This is a genomic window from Streptomyces sp. NBC_01351 (genome assembly GCF_036237315.1).
In the GTDB taxonomy this organism is placed as follows: Bacteria; Actinomycetota; Actinomycetes; order Streptomycetales; family Streptomycetaceae; genus Streptomyces.
In genome coordinates this window covers 2,207,489-2,229,095 of sequence record NZ_CP108356.1, presented here as the reverse complement: position 1 = coordinate 2,229,095, position 21,607 = coordinate 2,207,489, and the positions used below count along the sequence as shown (strand labels likewise).

The 21,607-nt window shown below is 72.2% G+C and carries 15 protein-coding genes, 1 pseudogene and 1 riboswitch; of the genes and pseudogenes, 11 read left to right on the top strand and 5 right to left on the bottom strand.

Features of this window, described 5'->3' with window-relative positions; genetic code table 11:
• Positions 1-177: 177 nt before the first annotated feature.
• Entirely contained in the window at positions 178-1,428 is a 1,251-nt protein-coding gene (locus OG625_RS09940; protein ID WP_329378448.1) for a citrate synthase, read from the bottom strand.
• A gap of 65 nt (positions 1,429-1,493) precedes the next feature.
• Between OG625_RS09940 and OG625_RS09935 the strand changes: the two genes are divergently transcribed.
• Positions 1,494-2,660: a citrate synthase/methylcitrate synthase gene (locus OG625_RS09935; RefSeq protein ID WP_329378446.1), complete on the top strand. Its 1,167-nt coding sequence runs from the start codon at positions 1,494-1,496 to the stop codon at positions 2,658-2,660.
• A gap of 24 nt (positions 2,661-2,684) precedes the next feature.
• Complete coding sequence (locus OG625_RS09930) at positions 2,685-3,788, top strand: CobW family GTP-binding protein (RefSeq protein WP_329378444.1); 1,104 nt, start codon at positions 2,685-2,687, stop codon at positions 3,786-3,788.
• Here OG625_RS09930 and OG625_RS09925 read toward each other — a convergent pair.
• Both OG625_RS09925 and OG625_RS09920 read right to left on the bottom strand, forming a co-directional pair.
• A complete protein-coding gene (locus tag OG625_RS09925) occupies positions 3,785-5,875 on the bottom strand; it encodes a restriction endonuclease (RefSeq protein WP_329378443.1) in 2,091 nt (696 codons plus the stop codon). The genes OG625_RS09930 and OG625_RS09925 overlap by 4 nt on opposite strands.
• 108 nt (positions 5,876-5,983) lie before the next feature.
• Complete coding sequence (locus tag OG625_RS09920) at positions 5,984-8,440, bottom strand: DNA gyrase/topoisomerase IV subunit A (protein ID WP_329378441.1); 2,457 nt, start codon at positions 8,438-8,440, stop codon at positions 5,984-5,986.
• Positions 8,441-8,774: 334 nt separating this feature from the next.
• On the opposite strand from OG625_RS09920, the gene OG625_RS09915 reads away from it, so the two are divergent.
• The 4 genes from OG625_RS09915 (at position 8,775) to OG625_RS09900 (ending at position 13,583) form a co-directional block, all read left to right on the top strand.
• The gene (locus tag OG625_RS09915) at positions 8,775-10,130 is read left to right on the top strand and encodes a M16 family metallopeptidase (RefSeq protein WP_329378439.1); all 1,356 of its coding nucleotides are present in this window, start codon (positions 8,775-8,777) and stop codon (positions 10,128-10,130) included.
• Between the two features lie 20 nt (positions 10,131-10,150).
• Positions 10,151-11,518 carry a M16 family metallopeptidase gene (locus tag OG625_RS09910; protein ID WP_329390541.1) on the top strand — a complete coding sequence of 456 codons (1,368 nt, stop codon included), beginning with the start codon at positions 10,151-10,153 and terminating at the stop codon, positions 11,516-11,518.
• A gap of 232 nt (positions 11,519-11,750) precedes the next feature.
• Positions 11,751-11,909: riboswitch (cyclic di-AMP (ydaO/yuaA leader) on the top strand.
• Between the two features lie 13 nt (positions 11,910-11,922).
• Positions 11,923-12,723 carry a M23 family metallopeptidase gene (locus tag OG625_RS09905; protein WP_329378437.1) on the top strand — a complete coding sequence of 267 codons (801 nt, stop codon included), beginning with the start codon at positions 11,923-11,925 and terminating at the stop codon, positions 12,721-12,723.
• 182 nt (positions 12,724-12,905) lie between these two features.
• A complete protein-coding gene (locus OG625_RS09900; RefSeq protein ID WP_329378435.1) occupies positions 12,906-13,583 on the top strand; it encodes a GntR family transcriptional regulator in 678 nt (225 codons plus the stop codon).
• A gap of 278 nt (positions 13,584-13,861) precedes the next feature.
• Here OG625_RS09900 and OG625_RS09895 read toward each other — a convergent pair whose 3' ends face one another.
• Entirely contained in the window at positions 13,862-14,143 is a 282-nt protein-coding gene (locus OG625_RS09895; protein ID WP_329378433.1) for an HPr family phosphocarrier protein, read from the bottom strand.
• 190 nt (positions 14,144-14,333) lie between these two features.
• Here OG625_RS09895 and OG625_RS09890 point away from each other — a divergent pair, with 190 nt between their 5' ends.
• The 4 genes from OG625_RS09890 to OG625_RS09875 all read left to right on the top strand — a co-directional run bounded on the left by OG625_RS09890 (position 14,334) and on the right by OG625_RS09875 (position 19,765).
• Positions 14,334-17,201 carry a bifunctional acetate--CoA ligase family protein/GNAT family N-acetyltransferase gene (locus tag OG625_RS09890; RefSeq protein WP_443067690.1) on the top strand — a complete coding sequence of 956 codons (2,868 nt, stop codon included), beginning with the start codon at positions 14,334-14,336 and terminating at the stop codon, positions 17,199-17,201.
• Positions 17,202-17,253: 52 nt separating this feature from the next.
• Positions 17,254-17,850: a DUF5998 family protein gene (locus OG625_RS09885; RefSeq protein ID WP_329378429.1), complete on the top strand. Its 597-nt coding sequence runs from the start codon at positions 17,254-17,256 to the stop codon at positions 17,848-17,850.
• Positions 17,850-19,052 carry an alkaline phosphatase family protein gene (locus OG625_RS09880; RefSeq protein WP_329378427.1) on the top strand — a complete coding sequence of 401 codons (1,203 nt, stop codon included), beginning with the start codon at positions 17,850-17,852 and terminating at the stop codon, positions 19,050-19,052. Before OG625_RS09885 ends, OG625_RS09880 begins: the two co-directional genes overlap by 1 nt.
• A gap of 62 nt (positions 19,053-19,114) precedes the next feature.
• Positions 19,115-19,765: a thymidine kinase gene (locus OG625_RS09875; protein ID WP_329378425.1), complete on the top strand. Its 651-nt coding sequence runs from the start codon at positions 19,115-19,117 to the stop codon at positions 19,763-19,765.
• 27 nt (positions 19,766-19,792) lie between these two features.
• Here the strand turns inward: OG625_RS09875 and OG625_RS09870 are convergent, their stop codons facing one another.
• Positions 19,793-20,923, bottom strand: coding sequence for a hypothetical protein (locus OG625_RS09870; protein WP_329378423.1), 1,131 nt, complete (start codon positions 20,921-20,923; stop codon positions 19,793-19,795).
• Positions 20,924-21,069: 146 nt separating this feature from the next.
• On the opposite strand from OG625_RS09870, the pseudogene OG625_RS09865 reads away from it, so the two are divergent.
• Positions 21,070-21,525 (top strand): annotated as a pseudogene (locus tag OG625_RS09865) (HAD-IC family P-type ATPase); the annotation flags it as partial.
• Positions 21,526-21,607: the final 82 nt, after the last annotated feature.

The window sequence follows — 21,607 nt, the reverse complement described above, 5'->3', positions numbered from 1 at the left end:
CGGCCGGGGCCGGGCGCGCGCCGGGGCATCTCCTCGGGCGTCGAACGGTTCCAGGGGTCGGTGGGCCGAGGGGGCCCAGTTCGACGCCCTGCGGGGACGCCTCGACGCACACCCGGCCCCGACCGAGCCGGCGGGCGTTTCGGCCTGGGCTGGGGGACACGCCCTAGCCGCAGGGGGTTACGGCATCGGCTGTGGCGGGCGGGGGCCCTGGTACTGGCCGCTCGGCCGCATGCGCAGCGGGCGTTCCTGGTACTCCTCCAGCGCGTGCGCGATCCAGCCCGCGGTCCGGGACACCGCGAAGACCGACTCCCCGGCCTCCGCCTCCATCCCGCAGGACACCGTCAGTACCGCCAGAGCCAAGTCCACATTGGCGTGCAGCCCGCCCTGCCGGGCCATCACGGCGGCCACCTCGTGCGCCGCGCCCAGTGCGGGACCGGCCTGCTCCAGGCCCTCCAGCCGGTCGAACAGGGCCCGCGCCCGCGGGTCCTCGCCCCGGTACAGCCGGTGGCCGAGGCCCGGGACCCGGCGGCCGGCCCGCAGGTACTCCGCCACCACCGGCGCGGCCCCGCCCCGCTCCAGCACCTCCACCAGCATCCGGTGCGCGAGCCGTCCGGCCGCGCCGTGCAGCGGCCCTTCCAGCGCGCCGAGTCCCGCCGACACCGCCGCGTAGGGGTGGGCCCGCGCCGAAGCGGCCACCCGTACGGCCAGGGTCGAGGCCGCCAGATCGTGGTCGACCAGCAGGGCGAGGGCCAGGTCCAGGGCGGCGAGCGCGTCCGGGTCCGGTTCCCGCGCGGTCAGCCGCGACCACAGCTGCCGGGCGATCCTGCCGTCCCCGGCCCACTGGGCGGGGCCCGCCATCGGCAGCGCGCCGACCAGCGTGGGGATCAGGCAGCGCGCGGAGCCCAGTACCGCCTCCTCGGACAGGTCGAAGCGCAAGGGGTCAGCCACCGCGGCCGCGGCGACCGCCACCCTCAGCCGGTCGACCGGACCGCTGTGCTCGGGCAGGGCCGCCACCGCCCGCCGGGCCGCGGCGAGGGGCTCCGGGGGAGCGGTGAACCGGGCGCCGTGCGCGAGTGCCCCCGTCCACAGCCACTCGGCGACCTCTTCGTAGCGGTACCGGGAGGCCAGGGCCACGGCGTCCACGCCCCGGAAGTAGTACCGATCGGCCTCGATGAGGGTGAGGGACGTGCGTACGGACAGCTCCCCGCCCGCGGGCGCCGCCGCCTCGCGCCGGCTCCGCCGGGCCAGCTCTTCCACCTCGGCCGCGTCGAAGCTGCTGCCCCGGCCGACCGGGTCGCGGCGGCTGGTGAGCTGGCCGCGGCTGACGTACGCGTACACCGTTGCCGGTTTCACCCCGAGCAGCCGGGCCGCCTCCTGAGTGCCGATCCTGCGCCCGCCGACCGTCTCGGCGTCCCTCTCGTCGCTCATGACGCACACCTTACAGAGGCATTGTTGAGTTGATTCAATCAATATTGACAAGGATTAAATCCATCATGGATGGTCGATCCATGAACACCACAGTCGAAGTGCCCCGCGGTCTCGCGGGAGTCGTGGTCACCGAAACCCAACTCGGTGACGTCCGGGGCCGTGAGGGCTTCTACCACTACCGCCAGTACTCGGCCGTCGAGCTCGCGGGCGGCCGCAGCTTCGAGGACGTGTGGCACCTGATGTTCCGCGGCGCCCTGCCCGCGGATGCCGCCGAGCGCGCCGCCTTCGCGGCCGAGATCGCCCCGCTGCGCCGGCTCCCCGAAGAGGTTCGCGACGCGCTCCCCGCCCTCGCCAGGGCCACCGCGCTCTCCGGTCCGCTCGCCGGTCTGCGGACCGGCCTGTCGCTGCTCGGTGCCTCGGCCGGCTTCCGCCCGGTCTACGACATCGACCCGGACCGCCGGGCCGCCGACGCGCTCGCAGCCTGCGCCGCCGTCCCGACCCTGCTCACCGCCCTGCACCGACTGGGTCAGGGCCTGGAACCGGTCGAACCGCGCGACGACCTCCCCTACGCCGAGAACTACCTCTACATGCTCACCGGGCAGGAGCCCGACCCCGCCAAGGCCCGCGCGGTCGAGCGGTACCTCATCTCCACCATCGACCACGGCTTCAACGCCTCGACCTTCACCGCCCGGGTGATCGCCTCCACGGGCGCCGACGTCGCCGCCTGTCTGACCGGCGCGATCGGCGCGCTCTCCGGACCGCTGCACGGCGGCGCCCCCAGCCGGGCCCTCGACACGCTCGACGCGATCGGCACCACGGACCGGATCGGGCCGTGGATCCGCGAGAGGGTCCTGGCGGGGGACCGGATCATGGGCTTCGGCCACCCCGTGTACCGCACCGAGGATCCGCGCTCGCACATGCTGCGCGACATCGCGCGCGGGTTCGGCGGCCCGCTCGTGGACTTCGCCGTCGAGGTCGAGCGCCAGGTCGAGGAAATCCTCGCCGAGCTCAAGCCCGGCCGCGAACTGCACACCAACGTCGAGTTCTACGCGGGCGTGGTCATGGAGCTGTGCGGGCTGCCCCGAGAGATGTTCACGCCGACGTTCTGCGCGGCCCGCGTGGTCGGCTGGAGCGCGAACGTCCTGGAGCAGGCCGCCGACTCGAAGATCATCCGCCCGGCCGCCCGCTACGTCGGCCCCACCCCGCCGCAGCCGGTGCCGCCGCTCGGCTGACGGGGGCTGACTACGATCGACCGGGTGAACAGCAGGCAGCCCATCCCCGTAGTCGTCCTCGCCGGTTTCCTCGGATCCGGCAAGACCACCGTGCTGAACCACCTCCTCGCGAGCCGTGGGGGCACCCGGATCGGGGTCGTCGTCAACGACTTCGGCTCGATCGAGATCGACGCGATGTCGGTGGCCGGCCAGGTCGGCGACTCGATGGTCTCCCTCGGCGGCGGCTGCCTGTGCTGCGCCGTCGACGGCAGCGAACTGGACACGTACCTGGAGAAGCTCGCCGCGCCCGTCCACCGCATCGATGTGATCGTCATCGAGGCGAGCGGGCTGGCCGAGCCCCAGGAGATGGTCCGGATGCTCATCGCCAACGAGAACCCCGCCATCCGCTACGGCGGGCTGGTGGAGGTCGTGGACGCGGCCGAGTTCGACGCGACCCGGGCCAGGCACCCGGAGACCGACCGCCATCTCGCCGTCGCGGACCTGGTGGTACTCAACAAGACCGACCGGGCGGACGCGGCCGAACGGGCCCGGATCGAAGGCGTCCTGCGCACCCTGTGCGCCCCGGGCACCCCGGTCGTGGGCGCCGACCACGGGCGGATCGACCCCGAGCTGCTCTTCGACCGCCGCCCCTGGACCGAGACGCGCGGGCAGCTCTCCTTCGAGGACCTGCTCGCGGAGACGGACGGCCAGGACCACGACCACAGCACGCATGCGCACGCCGCCTACGACACCGTCGAGTTCGTCTCCGGACAGGCCCTCTCGCCGCGCCGGTTCATCGACTTCCTCGACCGCCGCCCCGCCGGCCTCTACCGGATCAAGGGCTTCGTCTACTTCGGCGTCCCCGGGCACGAGGAGCGGTACGAGGTCCACGCGGTCGGCCGCTTCCTCCGCTTCGCACCGGGGCCCTGGGCGCGGGGCGAGGAGCGCCTGACGCAGCTGGTCCTGATCGGCTCGGGCACCGATGGCCCCGGGCTGCTGCGCGAACTGGAGGCCTGCCGCGAGGAGGCACCGCACGAGCTGCACCCCGAGAGCATGTGGGGGGTACTGCGGTACGTGGCCCGGCCCGAACCGGAGTCCGAGTCCGAGCCCGATTCCGAGCCCGAGCCCGCCGAGGACCAGGCCGTCTAGGCGACGTCGACGCCGAACTCCCGCAGCAGGTCCTCCAGCCCGCCCCGGTAGCCCTTGCCGCCGATCACGAAGTCCCAGTCGCCGTTCGCCCGGCGCCGGAACGAGCCCAGGACCAGCGCGGTCTCGCCGGCCCGCCCGTCGGAGACCTCCAGCTGCCCGGCCTCCGCGCCCGCAGCGTCCAGGAGCCGGATCCGGGCGTCGGTGAAACCGGCCAGGTCGGCGTGCGGATCGGCCTCCGGGTCGATCGCGGCCACCAGGACCAGCCGGTCGGCCTGTGCGGGCAGGGTGTCGAAGGAGACCTCCAGGGCCGCTTTGTCGGGCGCCGCGTGTGCGCGGGCCCGTACCGAACCGTCCGGAGTCCGCGGGTTGTTGAAGAAGACGAAATGGTCCTCGCTCAGCACCCGGTTGCCCGCGCACACCAGAGCGCACACGTCGAGCGCGACCGCACCCGACCAGGACATGCCCAGCACATTGTGGTCCGCCGAAGGGGCGGGCTCGGGCGTCCGCTGCGCCGGGATGGCCGCGCCGGCGCCCTCTCCCAGGCGCCCCCGCAACCCGTACTGGTGAAGCAGCTCCACGAGCTTGTCGCCGGGAACCAACTCCAGCGGCTTGCCGTTGGCAAAGGTGTACGACCCCGGCCCGAAGGACGCGGTGGTGACCAGCACCCCCTTGTTCGCCCCCTTATCCTGGACCGTGCCGTACAGGTCCCGGACCGCCGTGGGCGACACGGTGTTGCGGTAGCGCTTGACCTGCACCACGATCCGCCCGCCCGTGATCGGGGACGGGTCGTTCGCCTCGATGTCCACCCCGCCGTCGCCCGACCGCTGTGTGGTCAGCGCCTCCATGCCCATCGCCCGGAAGAGCTCCGCCACCAGGTTCTCGAAGGCGATCGGGTCCATCGCGAAGAGGTCCGGCTCGTCATCGTCGCGGCCCGCGTGCCCGCCATGACTCACGACACCGCCGACCTCACCGGGCCGGCGCTCCGGGCGCACGGCGGTCAGCTGGTCCGGGCGCGCGGAGAGCTGCCCGCCCAGCCCCTCCACCAGACAGTCCACCGCGCTCACCAGCTCCAGCCGCAGCCCCGTGAAGGCAGACCGAGCCGCCGACACCGAGGCGAGCACGAGCTGCGCCTCCCGCCCCGTCACCGGATCGTGGGCGTCCACGAAACCGTTGACGACGACCGACTCCAGCACGCCGAACTCGTCCGCCGCGTACAGCTCGCGCACCACCAGCAGCACGCACTGCGCCAGCAGGTCCCGGTAGACCGCCCGCCGGTGCGTGGCCGGGCGGGCCGTCTCCTTGTCCTGGTCCGTACTCGGCACGTACCGGACCGACTTGGCCGCCGGGACCACCTCGTACCCGGGCAGTTCCCAGTCCAGGACCAGCTGGCGTCGCGCCGGGTCGTACGCGGCCGACACCTGCCTCGGCAGCTCCTCGGGCCACGCGGCCGAGGCATACAGGGCCGCAGAGAAGTACTCCACCGTGGCCTCCGCGTCGCCCGCGCGCAGCGCCCCGGCCATGTCGGTGAGCCCGCCGTTGTGCCCGCGGATCCCGGTGAGCTGATCCGCCGCCCACCGGTCGTACTGCTGCCGGTACGCCGCCAGCTGCTGTTGCCGCTGCGCCTCCGCGGCCTGCGCCGCCTGCCAGGCCTGGGTGTACCGGGCGTGCGCGTCCCGCTCCGCCTGCGCGCGCCGGTTCGAGCCCAGCGTCCAGCCGCTGCTCTGCTGCTGGAACTGGTGCAGCTGAGGCATCGGCACCGGGTGCGCCAGCGTCCCCGGATTGAAGGGTTCGAGCTGCTCGGGCCGGACCAGGGCGGCCATTCGGAACGCCGGGGCCCGGCAGCCCGCGGCCAACAGCCCCTGCAGGGCCGCGACCTGGGCGTCGAGCCGCTCCGTCGCCCGCCGGGCCTCGCCCTCGCGGTGCTGCTTGTACGCGGCCTGTTGCTCGCGCTGACCCCGGGCCACGTCCCGTTCGTACGCCCGCTGCCGGCGTTCGGCCTCCCGCTGCTGGATCAGCTGCGTCTGCTGCTGCCGCCGCTGTGCCTCCGCCCACGTCCCGATCAGTCCGCTGCTCGATCGACGGCTCATCAGCCCTGTTCTCCCGCCCCACCCGACAGTGCCAAGAGGGAAAACACTAGTCGCCATTCGGGTGGTACGTCCCCCGTTGGGCGCACCACCCGAATGCCGTCGTCCGTCCTACAGCGCGGGCCCCGCCAGCGTCGCGACCACTGCCGGCAGCGCCGTCCCCGAGCCGTCCCTGCGCGGGTCCACGGCCGGGAGTTCGGCCGGAGTGCCGTTCGCCGCGGCCGCGCGGGCCGGAGAACCGCCCGCCCAGGCCAGGACCAGTACGTCCTCGCCCTTCAGGAACCGCTGGCAGCGCACACCGCCCGTGGCCCGGCCCTTGCGCGGGTACTGGTCGAAGGGGGTGAGCTTCCCGGACGTCACCGAGTCGTCCAGCGTCCCGTGCGAGCCCGCCACCGTGAACACCACGGCGTCCCGGGCCGGGTCCACCGCCGAGAAGTGGATCACCTTGGCGTTGTCGGCGAGCTTGATGCCCGCCATGCCGCCCGCCGGGCGGCCCTGCGGGCGGACCTGGCTCGCCGGGTAGCGCAGCAGCTGGGCGTCGTCGGTGATGAAGACCAGGTCCTCCTCGCCCGTGCGCAGTTCGACCGCGCCGACGATCCGGTCGCCCTCCTTGAGGGTGATGACCTCCAGCTCGTCCTTGTTGGCCGGGTAGTCCGGCACGACCCGCTTGACCACACCCTGCTCAGTACCCAGGGCCAGGCCCTGCGAGGACTCGTCCAGCGAGGTCAGGCAGACCACCTTCTCGTCCGCCTCCAGCCCGGAGAGGAACTCCGAGACCGGGGCGCCGCCCGCCAGGTTCGGCGCGGCGTGCGTGTCCGGGAGCTGCGGCAGATCGATCACCGACAGCCGCAGCAGGCGCCCGTACGAGGTGATCGCGCCGACGTCCGCCCGGGCGGTCGCCGCGACCTGCGAGACGATCAGGTCGTGCTTGGCGCGGGAGCCACCCTCCTCCTCGGGCAGCGGGTCGCCGGTCGCGGTGCGCGCCAGCAGGCCCGTCGAGGACAGCAGCACCCGGCAGGGGTCGTCCGCGACCTCCAGCGGAACCGCCGCCACCGCGGTGCCCGCCGACTCCAGCAGGACCGTACGGCGCTCGGTGCCGAACTTCTTCGCGACGGCCGCCAGCTCCGTGGAGACCAGCTTGCGCAGCTCGGTGTCGGAATCCAGGATCCCGGTCAGCTCGTCGATCTCGCCGGTCAGTCGGTCGCGCTCGGACTCCAGCTCGATCCGGTCGAAGCGGGTGAGCCGGCGCAGCGGCGTGTCCAGGATGTACTGGGTCTGGATCTCGCTCAGCGAGAAGCGCTCCATCAGGCGTTCCTTGGCCTGCGCGGAGTTGTCGCTGTCCCGGATGAGCCGGATGACCTCGTCGATGTCGAGGAGCGCCACCAGCAGGCCCTCGACCAGGTGAAGCCGGTCGCGGCGCTTGCCGCGGCGGAACTCGCTGCGCCGCCGGACGACCTCGAAGCGGTGGTCGAGGTAGACCTCCAGCAGCTCCTTGAGGCCCAGCGTCAGCGGCTGCCCGTCCACGAGCGCCACGTTGTTGATGCCGAAGGACTCCTCCATCGGCGTCAGCTTGTAGAGCTGCTCCAGTACGGCCTCGGGGTGGAAGCCGTTCTTGATCTCGATGACCAGGCGCAGACCGTGCGAGCGGTCGGTGAGGTCCTTGACGTCGGCGATGCCCTGGAGCTTCTTCGAGCCGACCAGGTCCTTGATCTTCGCGATGACCTTCTCGGGGCCGACCGTGAAGGGCAGTTCGGTGACGACCAGGCCCTTGCGGCGCGCCGTCACGTTCTCCACGGCCACCGTCGCGCGGATCTTGAAGGTGCCGCGGCCGTTCTCGTAGGCGTCCTTGATGCCCGACAGCCCGACGATCCGGCCGCCCGTGGGCAGGTCCGGACCCGGTACGAAGCGCATCAGCGCCTCCAGGTCCGCCTGCGGGTAGCGGATCAGGTGGCGGGCGGCCGCGATGACCTCGCCGAGGTTGTGCGGGGGCATGTTGGTGGCCATGCCGACCGCGATCCCGGACGCGCCGTTGACCAGCAGGTTCGGGTAGGCCGCGGGTAGTGCGACCGGCTCCCGCTCCTGGCCGTCGTAGTTCGCGACGAAGTCGACGGTGTTCTCGTCGATCGACTCCGTCATCAGCGAGGCGGCGTCGGCCATCTTGGACTCGGTGTACCGCATCGCGGCCGGCGGGTCGTCGTTGCCGAGCGAGCCGAAGTTGCCGTGGCCGTCGACCAGCGGCAGCCGCATGGAGAAGGGCTGGGCCATGCGCACGAGGGCGTCGTAGATCGACGCGTCGCCGTGCGGGTGGAGCTTGCCCATGACCTCGCCGACGACACGGGCGCACTTCACGTAGCCGCGGTCGGGGCGCAGGCCCATCTCGTTCATCTGGTAGACGATGCGCCGGTGGACCGGCTTCATGCCGTCCCGGGCGTCGGGCAGGGCGCGGGAGTAGATCACCGAGTACGCGTACTCGAGGAAGGAGCCCTGCATTTCGTCGACGACGTCGATGTCGAGGATCTTCTCCTCGAAATCCTCCGGCGGCGGGGTCTTCGTGCTGCGGCGGGCCATCGCTGCGCGGCTCCTTAACCAAGAATGGGTGTGCTGGGGTCTGGCGGGGTTCTGACTGGGTCTGGCGGGTACTGACTGGTCTGGCGTGGTCTGGCTGGTTCGTGCGGTCGGACTCGGGTGGGACTCGGGTACGACGCGGACCATTGTGGCCCGACGCACCGACAACGCCGACTCCGACCCTGGGGGTACCCCCTGGATGGGGGCCCTCCCAGCGGTAGCCGGGGGAGAGTCCTTGGGGGAGTGACCCGGGAACTTATCCGGCGGCCGACGCGCTTGCATACAGTGGCAGGTCTGACAGAAATCTCTGCATCGCGATCGAAGGGACCACATGCCCATGGGTCACACGGCCACAGCTCAGGCCGGCTCCGGCGGCCTGACAGCGACCGAGCACCGGCTGGCCAACGGCCTGCGCGTGGTGCTTTCCGAGGACCACCTGACTCCGGTCGCCGCGGTCTGCCTGTGGTACGACGTCGGCTCGCGCCATGAAGTCAAGGGGCGTACGGGCCTTGCTCACCTCTTCGAGCACCTGATGTTCCAGGGCTCGAAGCAGGTACCGGGCAACGGCCACTTCGAGCTGGTCCAGGGCGCCGGCGGCTCTCTCAACGGCACCACCAGCTTCGAGCGCACCAACTACTTCGAGACGATGCCGACCCACCAGCTGGAGCTCGCGCTCTGGCTGGAGGCGGACCGGATGGGCTCGCTGCTGGCCGCCCTGGACGACGAGTCCATGGAGAACCAGCGCGACGTCGTCAAGAACGAGCGCCGCCAGCGGTACGACAACGTCCCGTACGGCACGGCGTTCGAGAAGCTGACCGCCCTCGCCTACCCGGAGGGCCACCCCTACCACCACACCCCGATCGGCTCCATGGCCGACCTGGACGCCGCGTCCCTGGAGGACGCGCGCACCTTCTTCCGTACGTACTACGCGCCCAACAACGCGGTGCTGTCGGTCGTCGGGGACATCGACCCCGAGCAGACGCTCGCCTGGGTCGAGAAGTACTTCGGCTCCATCCCCGCGCACGACGGCAAGCAGCCGCCCCGTGACGGCTCGCTGCCCGAGATCATCGGCGAGCAGCTGCGCGAGGAGATCGTGGAGGAGGTTCCGGCGCGCGCGCTGATGGCCGCCTACCGGCTCCCGCACGACGGCACCCGCGAGTGCGACGCCGCCGACGTGGCGCTGACCATCCTGGGCGGCGGGGAGTCCTCGCTGCTGCACAACCGGCTGGTACGCCGCGACCAGACGGCCGTCGCAGCCGGCTTCGGCATGCTGCGCCTGGCGGGCGCGCCCTCGCTGGGCTGGCTGGACGTCAAGACCTCCAGCGGGGTCGAGATCCCCGCCATCGAGGCGGCCGTGGACGAGGAGCTCGCGCGGTTCGCCGCCGAGGGCCCGACGGCCGAGGAGATGGAGCGCGCCCAGGCGCAGCTGGAGCGCGAGTGGCTGGACCGGCTGAGCACGGTGGCCGGCCGCGCCGACGAACTGTGCCGTTTCGCGGTGCTGTTCGGCGACCCGCAACTGGCGCTGACCGCCGTCCAGCGGGTCCTCGACATCACCGCCGAGGAGGTGCAGGCCGTGGCCGCGGCCCGACTGCGCCCCGACAACCGCGCGGTGCTGGTCTACGAGCCGCTGCCGGGCTCCGAGGAGTCCGCCGAGTCCGACGAGTCCGACGAGAACGAGGGGGCGGAGCAGTGAGCGACACCGCAGCCGTCACGATGACCTTCCACCCGCGGCCGGAGGCCGGCGAGGCCAAGCCGTGGGCCTTCCCCGCCCCCGAGCGCGGTGTGCTCGGCAACGGCCTCACCCTGCTGCGCTGCCACCGCCCGGGCCAGCAGGTGGTCGCCGTCGAGATCAACCTGGCCGCCCCGCTCGACGCGGAGCCCGCGGGCCTGGACGGCGTGGCCACCATCATGGCCCGTGCGCTCTCCGAGGGCACCGACAAGCACTCCGCCGAGGAGTTCGCCGCCGAGCTGGAGCGCTGCGGCGCCACCCTCGACGCGCACGCCGACCACCCGGGCCTCCGGGTCTCCCTGGAGGTCCCGGCCTCGCGGCTGCACAAGGCGCTGGGCCTGCTCGCCGAGGCGCTGCGCGCACCGGCGTTCGCCGACAGCGAGGTCGACCGGCTGGTGCGCAACCGGCTCGACGAGATCCCGCACGAGCTGGCCAACCCGCAGCGCAGGGCCGCCAAGCAGCTCTCCAAGGAGCTGTTCCCGGCCGACCTGCGGATGTCCCGCCCGCGCCAGGGCACCGAGGAGACGGTCGCCCGGATCGACGCGACCGCCGTGCGGGCCTTCTACGAGGCCCACGTGCGCCCCGCCACCGCCACCGCGGTGGTCGTCGGCGACCTGACCGGCATCGATCTGGACGCCGTGCTGGCGGACACCCTGGGCACCTGGACGGGCAACTCCGCCGAGCCCCTCCCGGTGCCGCCGGTGACCGCCGACGACACGGGCCGCGTGGTCATCGTGGACCGGCCCGGCGCGGTTCAGACGCAGGTGCTGATCGGCCGGATCGGGCCGGACCGCCACGACCGGGTCTGGGCTCCCCAGGTGCTCGGCACGTACTGCCTGGGCGGCACCCTCACCTCCCGCCTGGACAAGGTGCTGCGCGAGGAGAAGGGGTACACGTACGGCGTGCGCGCCTTCGGCCAGGTGCTGCGCTCCACCGCGGACGGCAAGGGCGCTTCGATGCTGGCCATCAGCGGCTCGGTGGACACCCCGAACACCGGGCCGGCGCTGGAGGACCTCTGGAAGGTGCTTCGGACCCTCGCGGAGGGCGGCCTGACCGACGTCGAACGGGACGTGGCGGTGCAGAACTTGGTGGGCGTCGCCCCGCTGAAGTTCGAGACCGCGGCCTCGGTCGCCGGCACCCTCGCCGACCAGGTCGAGCAGGAGCTGCCGGACGACTACCAGGCGCAGTTGTACGCGCGGCTCGCCGAAACCGGCACGGTGGAGGCCACTTCGGCGGTCGTGAGCGCCTTCCCGGCGGACCGGCTCGTCACGATCCTGGTGGGCGACGCGGCACTGATCGAGGAGCCGGTGCGGGCCCTCGGCATCGGCGACGTGAGCGTCGTCACCAACTGACGCGAGGTACTGACGTTCGCCTCCGACGCCTCAACTGGCGTCTGACCGGCGGGTCTTCGAGGGACCCCGGCGGCTTGTCCGCCGGGGTCCCTTTTGTCTGTTTCATGGTGAGGTTGCTCGTATGTGGTGTGGCGTACGCAACAAAAGGGCGTGTCTGTTTGGCGATTGACTGATGATCCGCCTAGCGTCGGCCGTGCTGTCCGTCAGTTGTACCCGCCGCATCCGCGGCACCGGGCAGCGATCGCCGAGTCCCCGTCAGGCGCGAGCCTGGGGAGCCGGGGACCCACATCAGTCCCTGGGGTGAATCGGACCGCCTCGCAAGAGGAGGCCCGTAGGAGACCTTCCTGCTCCGAACCCGTCAGCTAACCCGGTAGGCGAGAAGGAAGGAAAGGATCAGCCCCTTCATGGCGTTTGGCAGTCGTCCCACCGGCTCCGGTAAGCACCGTGGTTCCAGCCGTCTGAGCCGCAAGACCGCCGGTTACGCCGGCATAGCCGCCCTCGCCACCACTGGTGTCGTCGGCTCCCTCGCCGCCCCGGCCTTCGCCGCCGACAACGGCAACAACAACCACTCGCAGGACAACGCGCTGGGCGCCGTCGTCGTTGCCGAGGACCTCCCGGGCGACATCGCCGACCAGGCAGAGTCCCAGCAGCGCGCCGCCGAGCAGGCCGCCGCCAAGGCGCAGGCCGAGGCCGAAGCCAAGCAGCGGGCCGCCGAGGCCAAGCGCCTCGCCGAGGCCAAGGCGAAGGCCGAGCGCGAGGCCGCCGAGCGTGCGGCCCGCGAGGAGGAGCGCAAGCGCCTCAACACCTTCGTCGCCCCGGTACCCGGCGGGATCAGCACGCAGTACCACGCGGGCGGCGGCATGTGGTCCTCCGGCAGCCACACCGGCATCGACTTCCGCGCCGCCTCCGGCACCTCGGTCCGCGCGGTGGGCCTCGGTACCGTCGTGGAGGCCGGTTGGGGCGGCGCCTACGGCAACAACGTCGTCATCAAGCACAACGACGGTACGTACACCCAGTACGGGCACATGACCTCGCTGAGCGTCTCCGTCGGCCAGCAGGTCACCCCGGGCCAGCAGATCGGCCTGTCGGGCTCTACCGGCAACTCCAGCGGCCCGCACCTGCACTTCGAGGCCCGCACCGGTGCCGACTACGGCTCGGACATCGACCCGGTCGCGTACCTGCGCTCGCACGGTGTCAGCCTCTGAGCCTCCTGAGCTCTCCGCACCACACGCTTCACCGAAGGCCCCGGCTCCCCGAGCCGGGGCCTTCGTGTTTCGTCATGTTTCGTATTTCCGGCCGCTCTCGGAAATTATCGTGTGTTGCAATAGAGTCGCAGCAGCAGGGGCACCAATGAGGGTGTGAGTCGGAAATAGGCGGAGGTTCGGTCTTGCGTATTCCTGCGCACGCGGTATGCACGGCAATTCGCGACGACATCGTCTCCGGGGTCTTCGGTCCGGGCGGCAGACTGACCGAGGAGGTGCTGGCCCGCCGGTACGGAGTCTCCCGCGTCCCGGTCCGCGAGGCGCTGCGGACCCTGGAGTCCGAGGGGTTCGTGACGACGCGGCGCCACGCCGGGGCCTGTGTGGCCGAGCCGACGGAGCAGGAGGCCGCCGATCTGCTGGAGCTGCGGATGCTGCTGGAGCCGCTCGCCGCGGCCAGGGCGGCGCGCCGGCGTACGGACGCGCACCTCAAGGTCCTGCGCGGGCTGGTCAGGCTGGGCCAGGAACGGGCCAGGCGGGGCCAGGGGGAGGATCTGAGGTCCCTGGGCGGCTGGTTCCACGAGACGCTCGCACAGGCCTCGGGCAGCCCGGGGCTGATCGCGCTGCTGACGCAGATGCGGCACAAGGTCGCGTGGATGTACGTGGTGGAGGCGCCGGCCCGGCCGGTGGAGTCCTGGGCGGAGCACGGCGCGATCGTGGACGCGGTGGCCCGGGGTGACGCGGAGCGGGCGCGGGCCCTGGCGGCGATCCACGCGGAGCGCGCGACGGGGGCGCACCGGCTGCGGATCCGGCAGGCGGTGAGCACTTCGCAACCTGCCGTAAACATGTCGAGCGGCCGGCATTAACAAGAGCCGTATACAAAGGTCTGGTATCCGTGCGCCACGGATGGAATTCCTTCCCGGTGTGAATTCGCTGCGCGGTGCGTGATCCGCGTTTCGTATTTCGCGATTCGGGGGCCGAGTTTCGGCGTCCGGGTTTGTGATGTGTGGCGCGTGCGCGGTGAATTCTGGCGCGCGCAATTCCTGCCCGGGTGCCCCGGAGTGACCGGGCCCCATGACGAAGCCGCGGCCCCCGGAGGGACCGCGGCTTCGGCGGAGGGTGCTGCTCGGGCGAACCCGAAGGGTCAGACGGTCTCGGGGAGCTCCTCGAGACCCTCCTCGACCAGCTTCGCGAGGCGGTCCAGCGCGGCGTCCGCGCCATCGGCCTCGGAGGCGAGGACGATCTCCTCGCCGCCCTGGGCGCCCAGGCCCAGAACCGCCAGCATGGAACCGGCGTTGACGGGGTCGCCGCCGGCCTTCGCGATGGTCACCGGGACGCCGGAAGCGGTCGTCGCGCGGACGAAGATCGAGGCGGGACGAGCGTGCAGGCCCTCGGCCCAGCCGACGTTGACGCGGCGCTCTGCCATGGTGATGCCCTTCAGGTTCTTACGGTTGTCTAGACCAGTCTCTCACGACGCCCGGAATGCTCGGACCGACCTTCGGCCCGGATTTCCCGCCGTTCGACCTTCCCCAGCTTGCACCGCTTTGCCCCGGATTGCCCAATGCGCCGCGCGAATAGCACCCGCCCCGTCCCCGCCGGTCTCCGGCCCGTAAGGTATGGGCATGACCACCGAGTCGGACCCCTCGTACCCGGCCCACTGGGAAGCGGACGTCGTCCTGCGTGACGGCGGAACCGCCCGCATCAGGCCGATCACCACCGCGGACGCGGGCCGGCTGGTCAGCTTCTACGAGCAGGTGTCCGACGAGTCGAAGTACTACCGCTTCTTCGCGCCCTACCCCCGGCTCTCCGACCGCGACGTGCACCGCTTCACGCACCACGACTACGTGGACCGCGTCGGTCTCGCCGCGACCATCGGCGGGGAGTTCATCGGCACCGTCCGCTACGACCGCATCGGCGCCGACGGCCGGCCCGCCTCCGGCCCCGCCGACGAGGCCGAGGTCGCCTTCCTCGTCCAGGACGCCCACCAGGGCCGCGGGGTGGCCTCCGCCCTCCTCGAACACATCGGCGCGGTGGCCCGCGAGCGCGGCATCCGCCGCTTCGCCGCCGAGGTGCTGCCCGCCAACACCAAGATGATCAAGGTGTTCACGGACGTCGGCTACGAGCAGAAGCGCAGCTTCGAGGACGGCTCCGTCCACCTCACCCTCGACCTCGAACCCACCGCCGAGTCCCTCGCCGTGCAGCGCGCCCGCGAACAGCGCGCCGAGGCCCGTTCGGTACAGCGGCTGCTCGCCCCCGGCTCGGTGGCGGTCGTCGGAGTCAGCCGCTCCGGTGGCGGAGTCGGCGCCGCGGCCCTGCGGAACCTGCGCGACAGCGGCTTCCACGGCCACCTCTACGCCGTCAACGAGGCCGTCACCCGCGACCTCCTCGACGGCGTCCGCGCGTACCGCACCATCGAGGCCATCGGCGCCCCCGTCGACCTCGCCGTGATCGCCGTCCCCGCCGACCGGGTCCCGGAAGCCGTGGCCGCCTGCGGCGAACACGGGGTGCAGGGCCTCGTCGTCCTGTCCGCCGGGTACGGGGAGAGCGGGACCGAGGGGCTCGCCCGCCAGCGCGAACTGGTGCGCCAGGTGCGCTCGTACGGGATGAGGCTGATCGGCCCGAACGCCTACGGGGTGATCAACACCGCCCCGGAGGTGGAGCTCAACGCCTCCCTCACCCCCGCCCCGATGCCCATGCGCGGCCGCATCGGACTCTTCACGCAGTCCGGGGCCATCGGCATCGCCCTGCTCTCGGCGCTGCTGCGGCGCGGCGAGGGACTGTCCTCGTTCGTCTCGGCGGGGAACCGCGCCGACGTCTCCGGCAACGACATCCTCCAGTACTGGTACGACGACGAGGCCACCGACGTCGCCCTGATGTACCTGGAAACCCTCGGCAACCCGCGGAAGTTCACCCGCCTCGCCCGCCGCACGGCCGCCGTGAAGCCGGTGGTCGTCGCCAAGGGCGGCCGCCACACCCCGGCCGGCCACGTCGTCCCCGACACCCGGCTGCCCGACGCCACCGTCTCCGCCCTGCTGCGCCAGGCGGGCGTGATCCGGGTCGACACGGTGACGGAGCTGGTGGACGTCGGCCTCCTGCTGGCCGCGCAGCCGCTGCCCGCCGGCCCTCGGATCGCGATCCTCGGCAACTCCGAGTCCCTCGGGGTCCTCACCTACGACGCCTGCCTGACCCAGGGCCTGAGACCGCTGCCGCCGTTGGACCTGACGACGGCGGCCTCCCCGGCCGACTTCCGGGACGCGCTGGCCGCCGCGCTGGCCTCACCCGACAACGACGCGGTCGTCGTCACCGCCATCCCCTGGGTGGGCGAGGGCACCCTGGCCGACGACCTGGCCGATGCCCTGCGCGAAGCCGTGGCGGCGGTGCCGGGCAAGCCGGTCGCCGTCGTGCACGTGGAACTCGGCGAACTGGTCGCCGCCCTGTCCGCCGCGCGGGCCTCCGACCCCGTCGAGCCCCTCCCGCCGGAGGCGAGCCCGGTCGCGCCGCCTGCCGTACCGGCGGTCGCCCCGCCTGCCGCCCCGCCGGTCGTCCCGCCGGCCCCCGCCGCACTCGCGCCCTTCGCCACCCCCGAGCCGGCGCCCGGGGACCCGGGCCGGATCCCCAGCTACCCCGCCGCCGAGCGGGCCGTACGGGCCCTCGCCGAGGCCGTCCGCTACGGCCAGTGGCGGCGGGCCACCGCCGAGGCGGCCGGGCAGGTCCCCGAGTACGAGGACATCGACGAGGCGGCCGCCGCCGCCCAGCTGACCACCCTGCTCGCGTACCTCGACCCCGACGGCGGGGAGGTGCTGACCCTGTCCGAGTGGGACGGCCGCGAACTGCTCGCCCGGTACGGGATCCGCGTGCTGCCCGCCCTGCCCGCCCCCAGCCCCGACGCCGCGGTCCGGGCCGCCGGGGTCCTGGGCTACCCCGTGGCCCTCAAGACCACCGCCCCGCACCTGCGCCACCGCGTGGACCTGGGCGGCGTACGGCTCGACCTCGCCAACGAGACGGAGCTGCGACGTTCGTACGAGGAGCTCACCGACCTGCTCGGCAAGCCGGCGGAGCTCCAGCCCGTGGTGCAGGCCATGGTGCCGCGCGGGGTCGACACCGTCGTCCGGTCCGTCATCGACCCGGCCGCCGGCGCCGTCCTCTCCTTCGGGCTGGCCGGAGTCGCCTCCGAGCTGCTCGGCGACACCGCCCACCGGCTCGTCCCGGCCACCGACCGGGACGCCGCGGGACTGATCCGGTCCATCCGGACCGCACCCCTCCTCTTCGGCTGGCGCGGTAGCGACCCCGTCGACACCCCCGCCCTGGAGGAGCTGCTCCTGCGGGTGTCCCGCCTGGTGGACGACCACCCGGAGGTGGTCGGGGTCACCCTGGAACCCGTGGTCGTCGCGACCGAGGGGATCTCCGTGCTCAGCGCCACCGTCCGCGTCGCGCACCCGCCGGTCCGCGGCGACCTCGGCCCGCGGACGCTCCCCAGCTACTGAGCGGGGCGCAGGAAAGGTCGGGGTGCGCCGAACGGGCCTTAGGATGGACCTCATGGCGAAATCCGGTACGACGACCCAGGGGCTGCGCACGGCGATCGAGCGCAGCGGCTACTACCCGGCCCTCGTGGCCGAGGCCGTGGAGGCCGCGGTGGGCGGCGAGCCGATTTCGTCGTACCTGGTCCACCAGGAGACGACCTTCGACTCCAACGAGGTGCGCCGCCATGTCACCGTGCTCGTTCTGACGGGCAACCGTTTCATCGTCAGCCACACCGACGAGCAGGCCGCCGACGCCGGATCCCCGTCCCCGTACGCGACCACCTCCACCGAGTCGGTCAAGTTGTCCAGCATCTCCTCCGTGGTGCTCAGCCGCGTTGTCGCCAACCCGGAGTCCTACACTCCCGGCACCCTGCCCCGCGAGGTCGTCCTGACCATCGGCTGGGGCGCGGTCTCCCGGATCGACCTGGAGCCGGCCGCCTGCGGCGACCCGAACTGCGACTCCGACCACGGCTACACCGGCAACTCCACCGCGGACGACCTCAGCCTGCGCGTCAGCGAGGCCGGTGACGGCCCGGAGGCGGTCCGCCAGACCCTCGTCTTCGCGCAGGCGCTCAGCGAAGCGACTGCGGCCACGTCCTCCTCCGCCCGTTGATGCCGTACTCCGCACCGCAGGGCTGGGACGAACCGGAGCTGCTGGACCTGGCCGGCGCCCCCGTCCCGCACTACGGCACCGGCTCGCTCGCCGATCTGCTGCCCACGCTGGTGGCGGGCCAGGGCGTACCCGGCTTCACGGCCTCCATCGCCGAGCTGACCCCGGCCGACCGGAACTGCGTGTTCCTCGTCGACGGCATGGGCTGGGAGCAGATCAAGGCCCACCCGGACGAGGCCCCGTACCTCACCTCCCTCCTCGGCAGCTCGCGCGGCGGCACCGGCCGCCCGATCACCGCGGGCTTCCCGGCGACCACCGCCACCTCGCTGGCCTCCGTCGGCACCGGCCTGCCGCCCGCCCGCCACGGCCTGCCCGGCTACACCGTCCGCAACCCCGCCTCCGGTGAGCTGATGAACCAGCTCCGCTGGCAGCCGTGGACCTCGCCGAAGCCCTGGCAGCCGTACCCGACCGTCTTCCAGCTGGCCGACAAGGCCGGGGTGCACACCGCGCAGGTGTCCTCGCCCGCCTTCCAGACCACCCCTCTCACCAAGGTCGCCCTGTCCGGCGGCACCTTCCACGGCCGGATGACCGGCGAGGAGCGGATGGACCTCGCGGCGATCCAGCTCGCGGGCGGCGACCGCTCGCTCGTGTACACGTACTTCAGTGAGCTCGACGGCGCCGGCCACCGCCACGGCGTGGACTCCGACGCCTGGCGCGGCCAGCTGATGCTGGTCGACCGGCTCGTCCAGCGCCTCGCCGAGCAGCTGCCGCCGCGCACCGCGCTGTACGTGACCGCGGACCACGGCATGGTCGACATCCCCTTCGACGAGGACTCCCGCATCGACTTCGACGACGACTGGGAGCTCGGCGCGGGCGTGGCCCTGCTCGGCGGCGAGGGCCGGGCCCGCCACGTGTACGCGGTACCGGGCGCCGAGGCCGACGTCCTGACCGTGTGGCGCGAGGTGCTCGGGGACCGCTTCTGGGTCGCGAGCCGCGAAGAGGCCCTGGAACTCGGCTGGTTCGGCGCCCCGGGGGAGTGCGACGAGCGCGTGCTGGGCCGGATCGGCGACGTGATCGCGGCCGCCCAGGCCGACGTCGCCATCACCGCCTCGCGCAACGAGCCCAACGAGTCCGCCCTCGCCGGCATGCACGGCTCCATGACCGCGGCGGAGCAGCTGGTCCCGCTGCTCGAAATCCGCACCTGACCGACGGCCCTTCCCCGCCCGCCCACCCCACACGACCCGACCCGAAAGGTCCCGTACTTCCCATGCCCGAGCTGGTGTTCTTCTCCGGAACGATGGACTGCGGAAAGAGCACTCTGGCGCTCCAGATTGGTCACAACCGCTCTGCCCGGGGGCTCCAGGGTGTGATCTTCACGCGCGACGACCGCGCGGGCGAGGGCAAGCTCTCCTCCCGCCTGGGTCTGGTGACGGAGGCCGTCGAGGCGGGGGAGGGAATGGACCTGTACGCGTACCTCGTCGCCGAGCTCTCCAAGGGCGGCAAGGCGGACTACGTGATCGTGGACGAGGCGCAGTTCCTCGCCCCGGAGCAGATCGACCAGTTGGCCCGGATCGTGGACGACCTGGACATGGACGTCTTCGCCTTCGGCATCACGACGGACTTCCGTACGAAGCTCTTCCCGGGCTCGCAGCGCCTGATCGAGCTGGCGGACCGTCTGGAGCAGCTCCAGGTTGAGGCCCTGTGCTGGTGCGGCGCCCGCGCCACGCACAACGCCCGTACCGTGGGCGGCGAGATGGTGGTCGAGGGCGCCCAGGTCGTGGTCGGCGATGTGAACCGCCCGGCGGAGGAGATCGGCTACGAAGTCCTCTGTCGCCGCCACCACCGCAAGCGGATGACCTCGGCCGCGGCCCATGCGGGCGCCCTCTCCCCGGACGTCCTCCCGGTCAACCACGCCTGACCGTTTTCTTCCATGCCCGCGGCCGAGTTACCGGAGACCGTGACTGTCGAGACGGTGGATGAGGCCGGGCCGGCTCCGGTAGGTGTCGCGCAGGAGCCCCAGACGCTGCTGGAAATCGACACCGCGTCCGGCGTGAGCGCAGGCATCGCGCAGGTCACGAAGGAGGGCGACAGCCGCGTCGTAGGCACTGGTCTTCTTGGAGGCGATGTGTGCTTCGGCCTGGTTCCAGATGACGTCCGCGTCGGCGGCGAGGGCGGTCAGGCGCGTGGCGCGGGCTCGCAACCGGTCGCGTTCGGCGTGGCCGCGGCGCTCGGCGCGGCGGGTGTGCGCCGCATCCAGCAGCCGGGCGGCGGTCCGGTGACCGGGTGCGGTCGCTGGGGCGGAGGTTTCCCGCAGACGGTGCAGGAGTTCGCTGTGCAAGTGGGGTTCCGGGCCGAGGGCGAGGCGCAGCAGTAGGGCGTCCTTCTCCTTGTCCGGGAGGGCGGAGACGAGTCGCGCGAGCTCCTTCCGTGTCAGACCGGCCGCGGGTTCCGGCGCCGCGGCGCTGCTCTGTGCGGCGACAGCGAGCAGGTCGGTGTCGACGCGCAGGAAGTCCGCGAGCGCGCTTTGCGGAGCCGTGAGTTCTCCCAGGCCGGCGGGGATGGGAGGCTCCAGAGCGGACTGGTACTCCTCTTCGTCGTCGTCCTCGGCTTCCCAGGCAGAGAGGGCGGAGAGCCACGCCAGATAGAGGGGCCGCATATCGCCGGTGGCGAGTTCCTCGCGTACGCCGATGACGGCGGCCAGCGAATCGTCGGCTCCCTCGACCCAGTCGCCGCCCTCGTCCTCGCTGGTCAGGTCGAGGAGAAGGTGGGTCCGGGTGGCCCAGGTTTCGACATGGTGGCCGAGACCGTACGGTTGGACGCTGCGCAGGGCCAGGCGCTGTATGGGCAGGCGGAGCATCAGCCGGTGTGTGCCCCAGCCGGCGACGTACAGATGGGCGTCGAAGTACCGCTCCACCAGGTTTCGCGGATTCCCCCGCAGGTCGCCCCAGTGGTAATCGGTGGTGAAGCTGGTGGCGGTGATCCTGGCACGGCTGGAGACGCCCCGCAGTGCTTCCCGCTGGTTGCCGCTCAGCGGCCGGTCGAGGGCCTGAAACTCGTAGTACTGGTACTCGCTCACCGGAAGCACCCTACGGCTGACGGCGGTGCGGGAGGGAAGGTTCGGCGAGGCGGCGAGGGCACGGAACGGAGCGGTTGTGGACGAGTCTCATGGCAAGACAGCGGGACAGGTGCGGGAGTTGGTCGGGCAGATCGGCGCGGGACGGTAACAAGGCCGTCGCGGAGTCGGTGGCCCGCGAAGTCGGCATCGACGAGGTGATCGCCGAGGTCATGCCCGAAGACAAGGTGAACGTCGTCAAGCGCCTGCAGTCCGAGGGCCGGTCGGTCGCCATGGTCGGCGACGGCGTCAACGATGCCGCCGCCCTCGCCCAAGCCGACCTGGGACTCATGGGCACTGGCACCGACGCCGCCATCGAGGCCGGCGACCTCACCCTCGTACGCGGCGACCTGCGTGCCGCCGCCGACGCCATCCGCCTCTCCCGCAAGACCCTCGGTACCATCCGCTCGAACCTGTTCTGGGCCTTCGCCTACAACGTGGCCGCCCTGCCGCTCGCCGCGGCCGGCCTGCTCAACCCGATGATCGCCGGAGCGGCCATGGCCTCCTCCTCCGTCTTCGCCGTCGGCAACAGCCTCCGTCTGCGCTCCTTCCGGGCCGGCGTCTGACCTGGCCGCCAGGCTGCTCCGCCCCGCCCCCGCCTGGTCACTCGGGCGGGGGCGGTCCCACTCCGGACACCGGCCCCCGGAA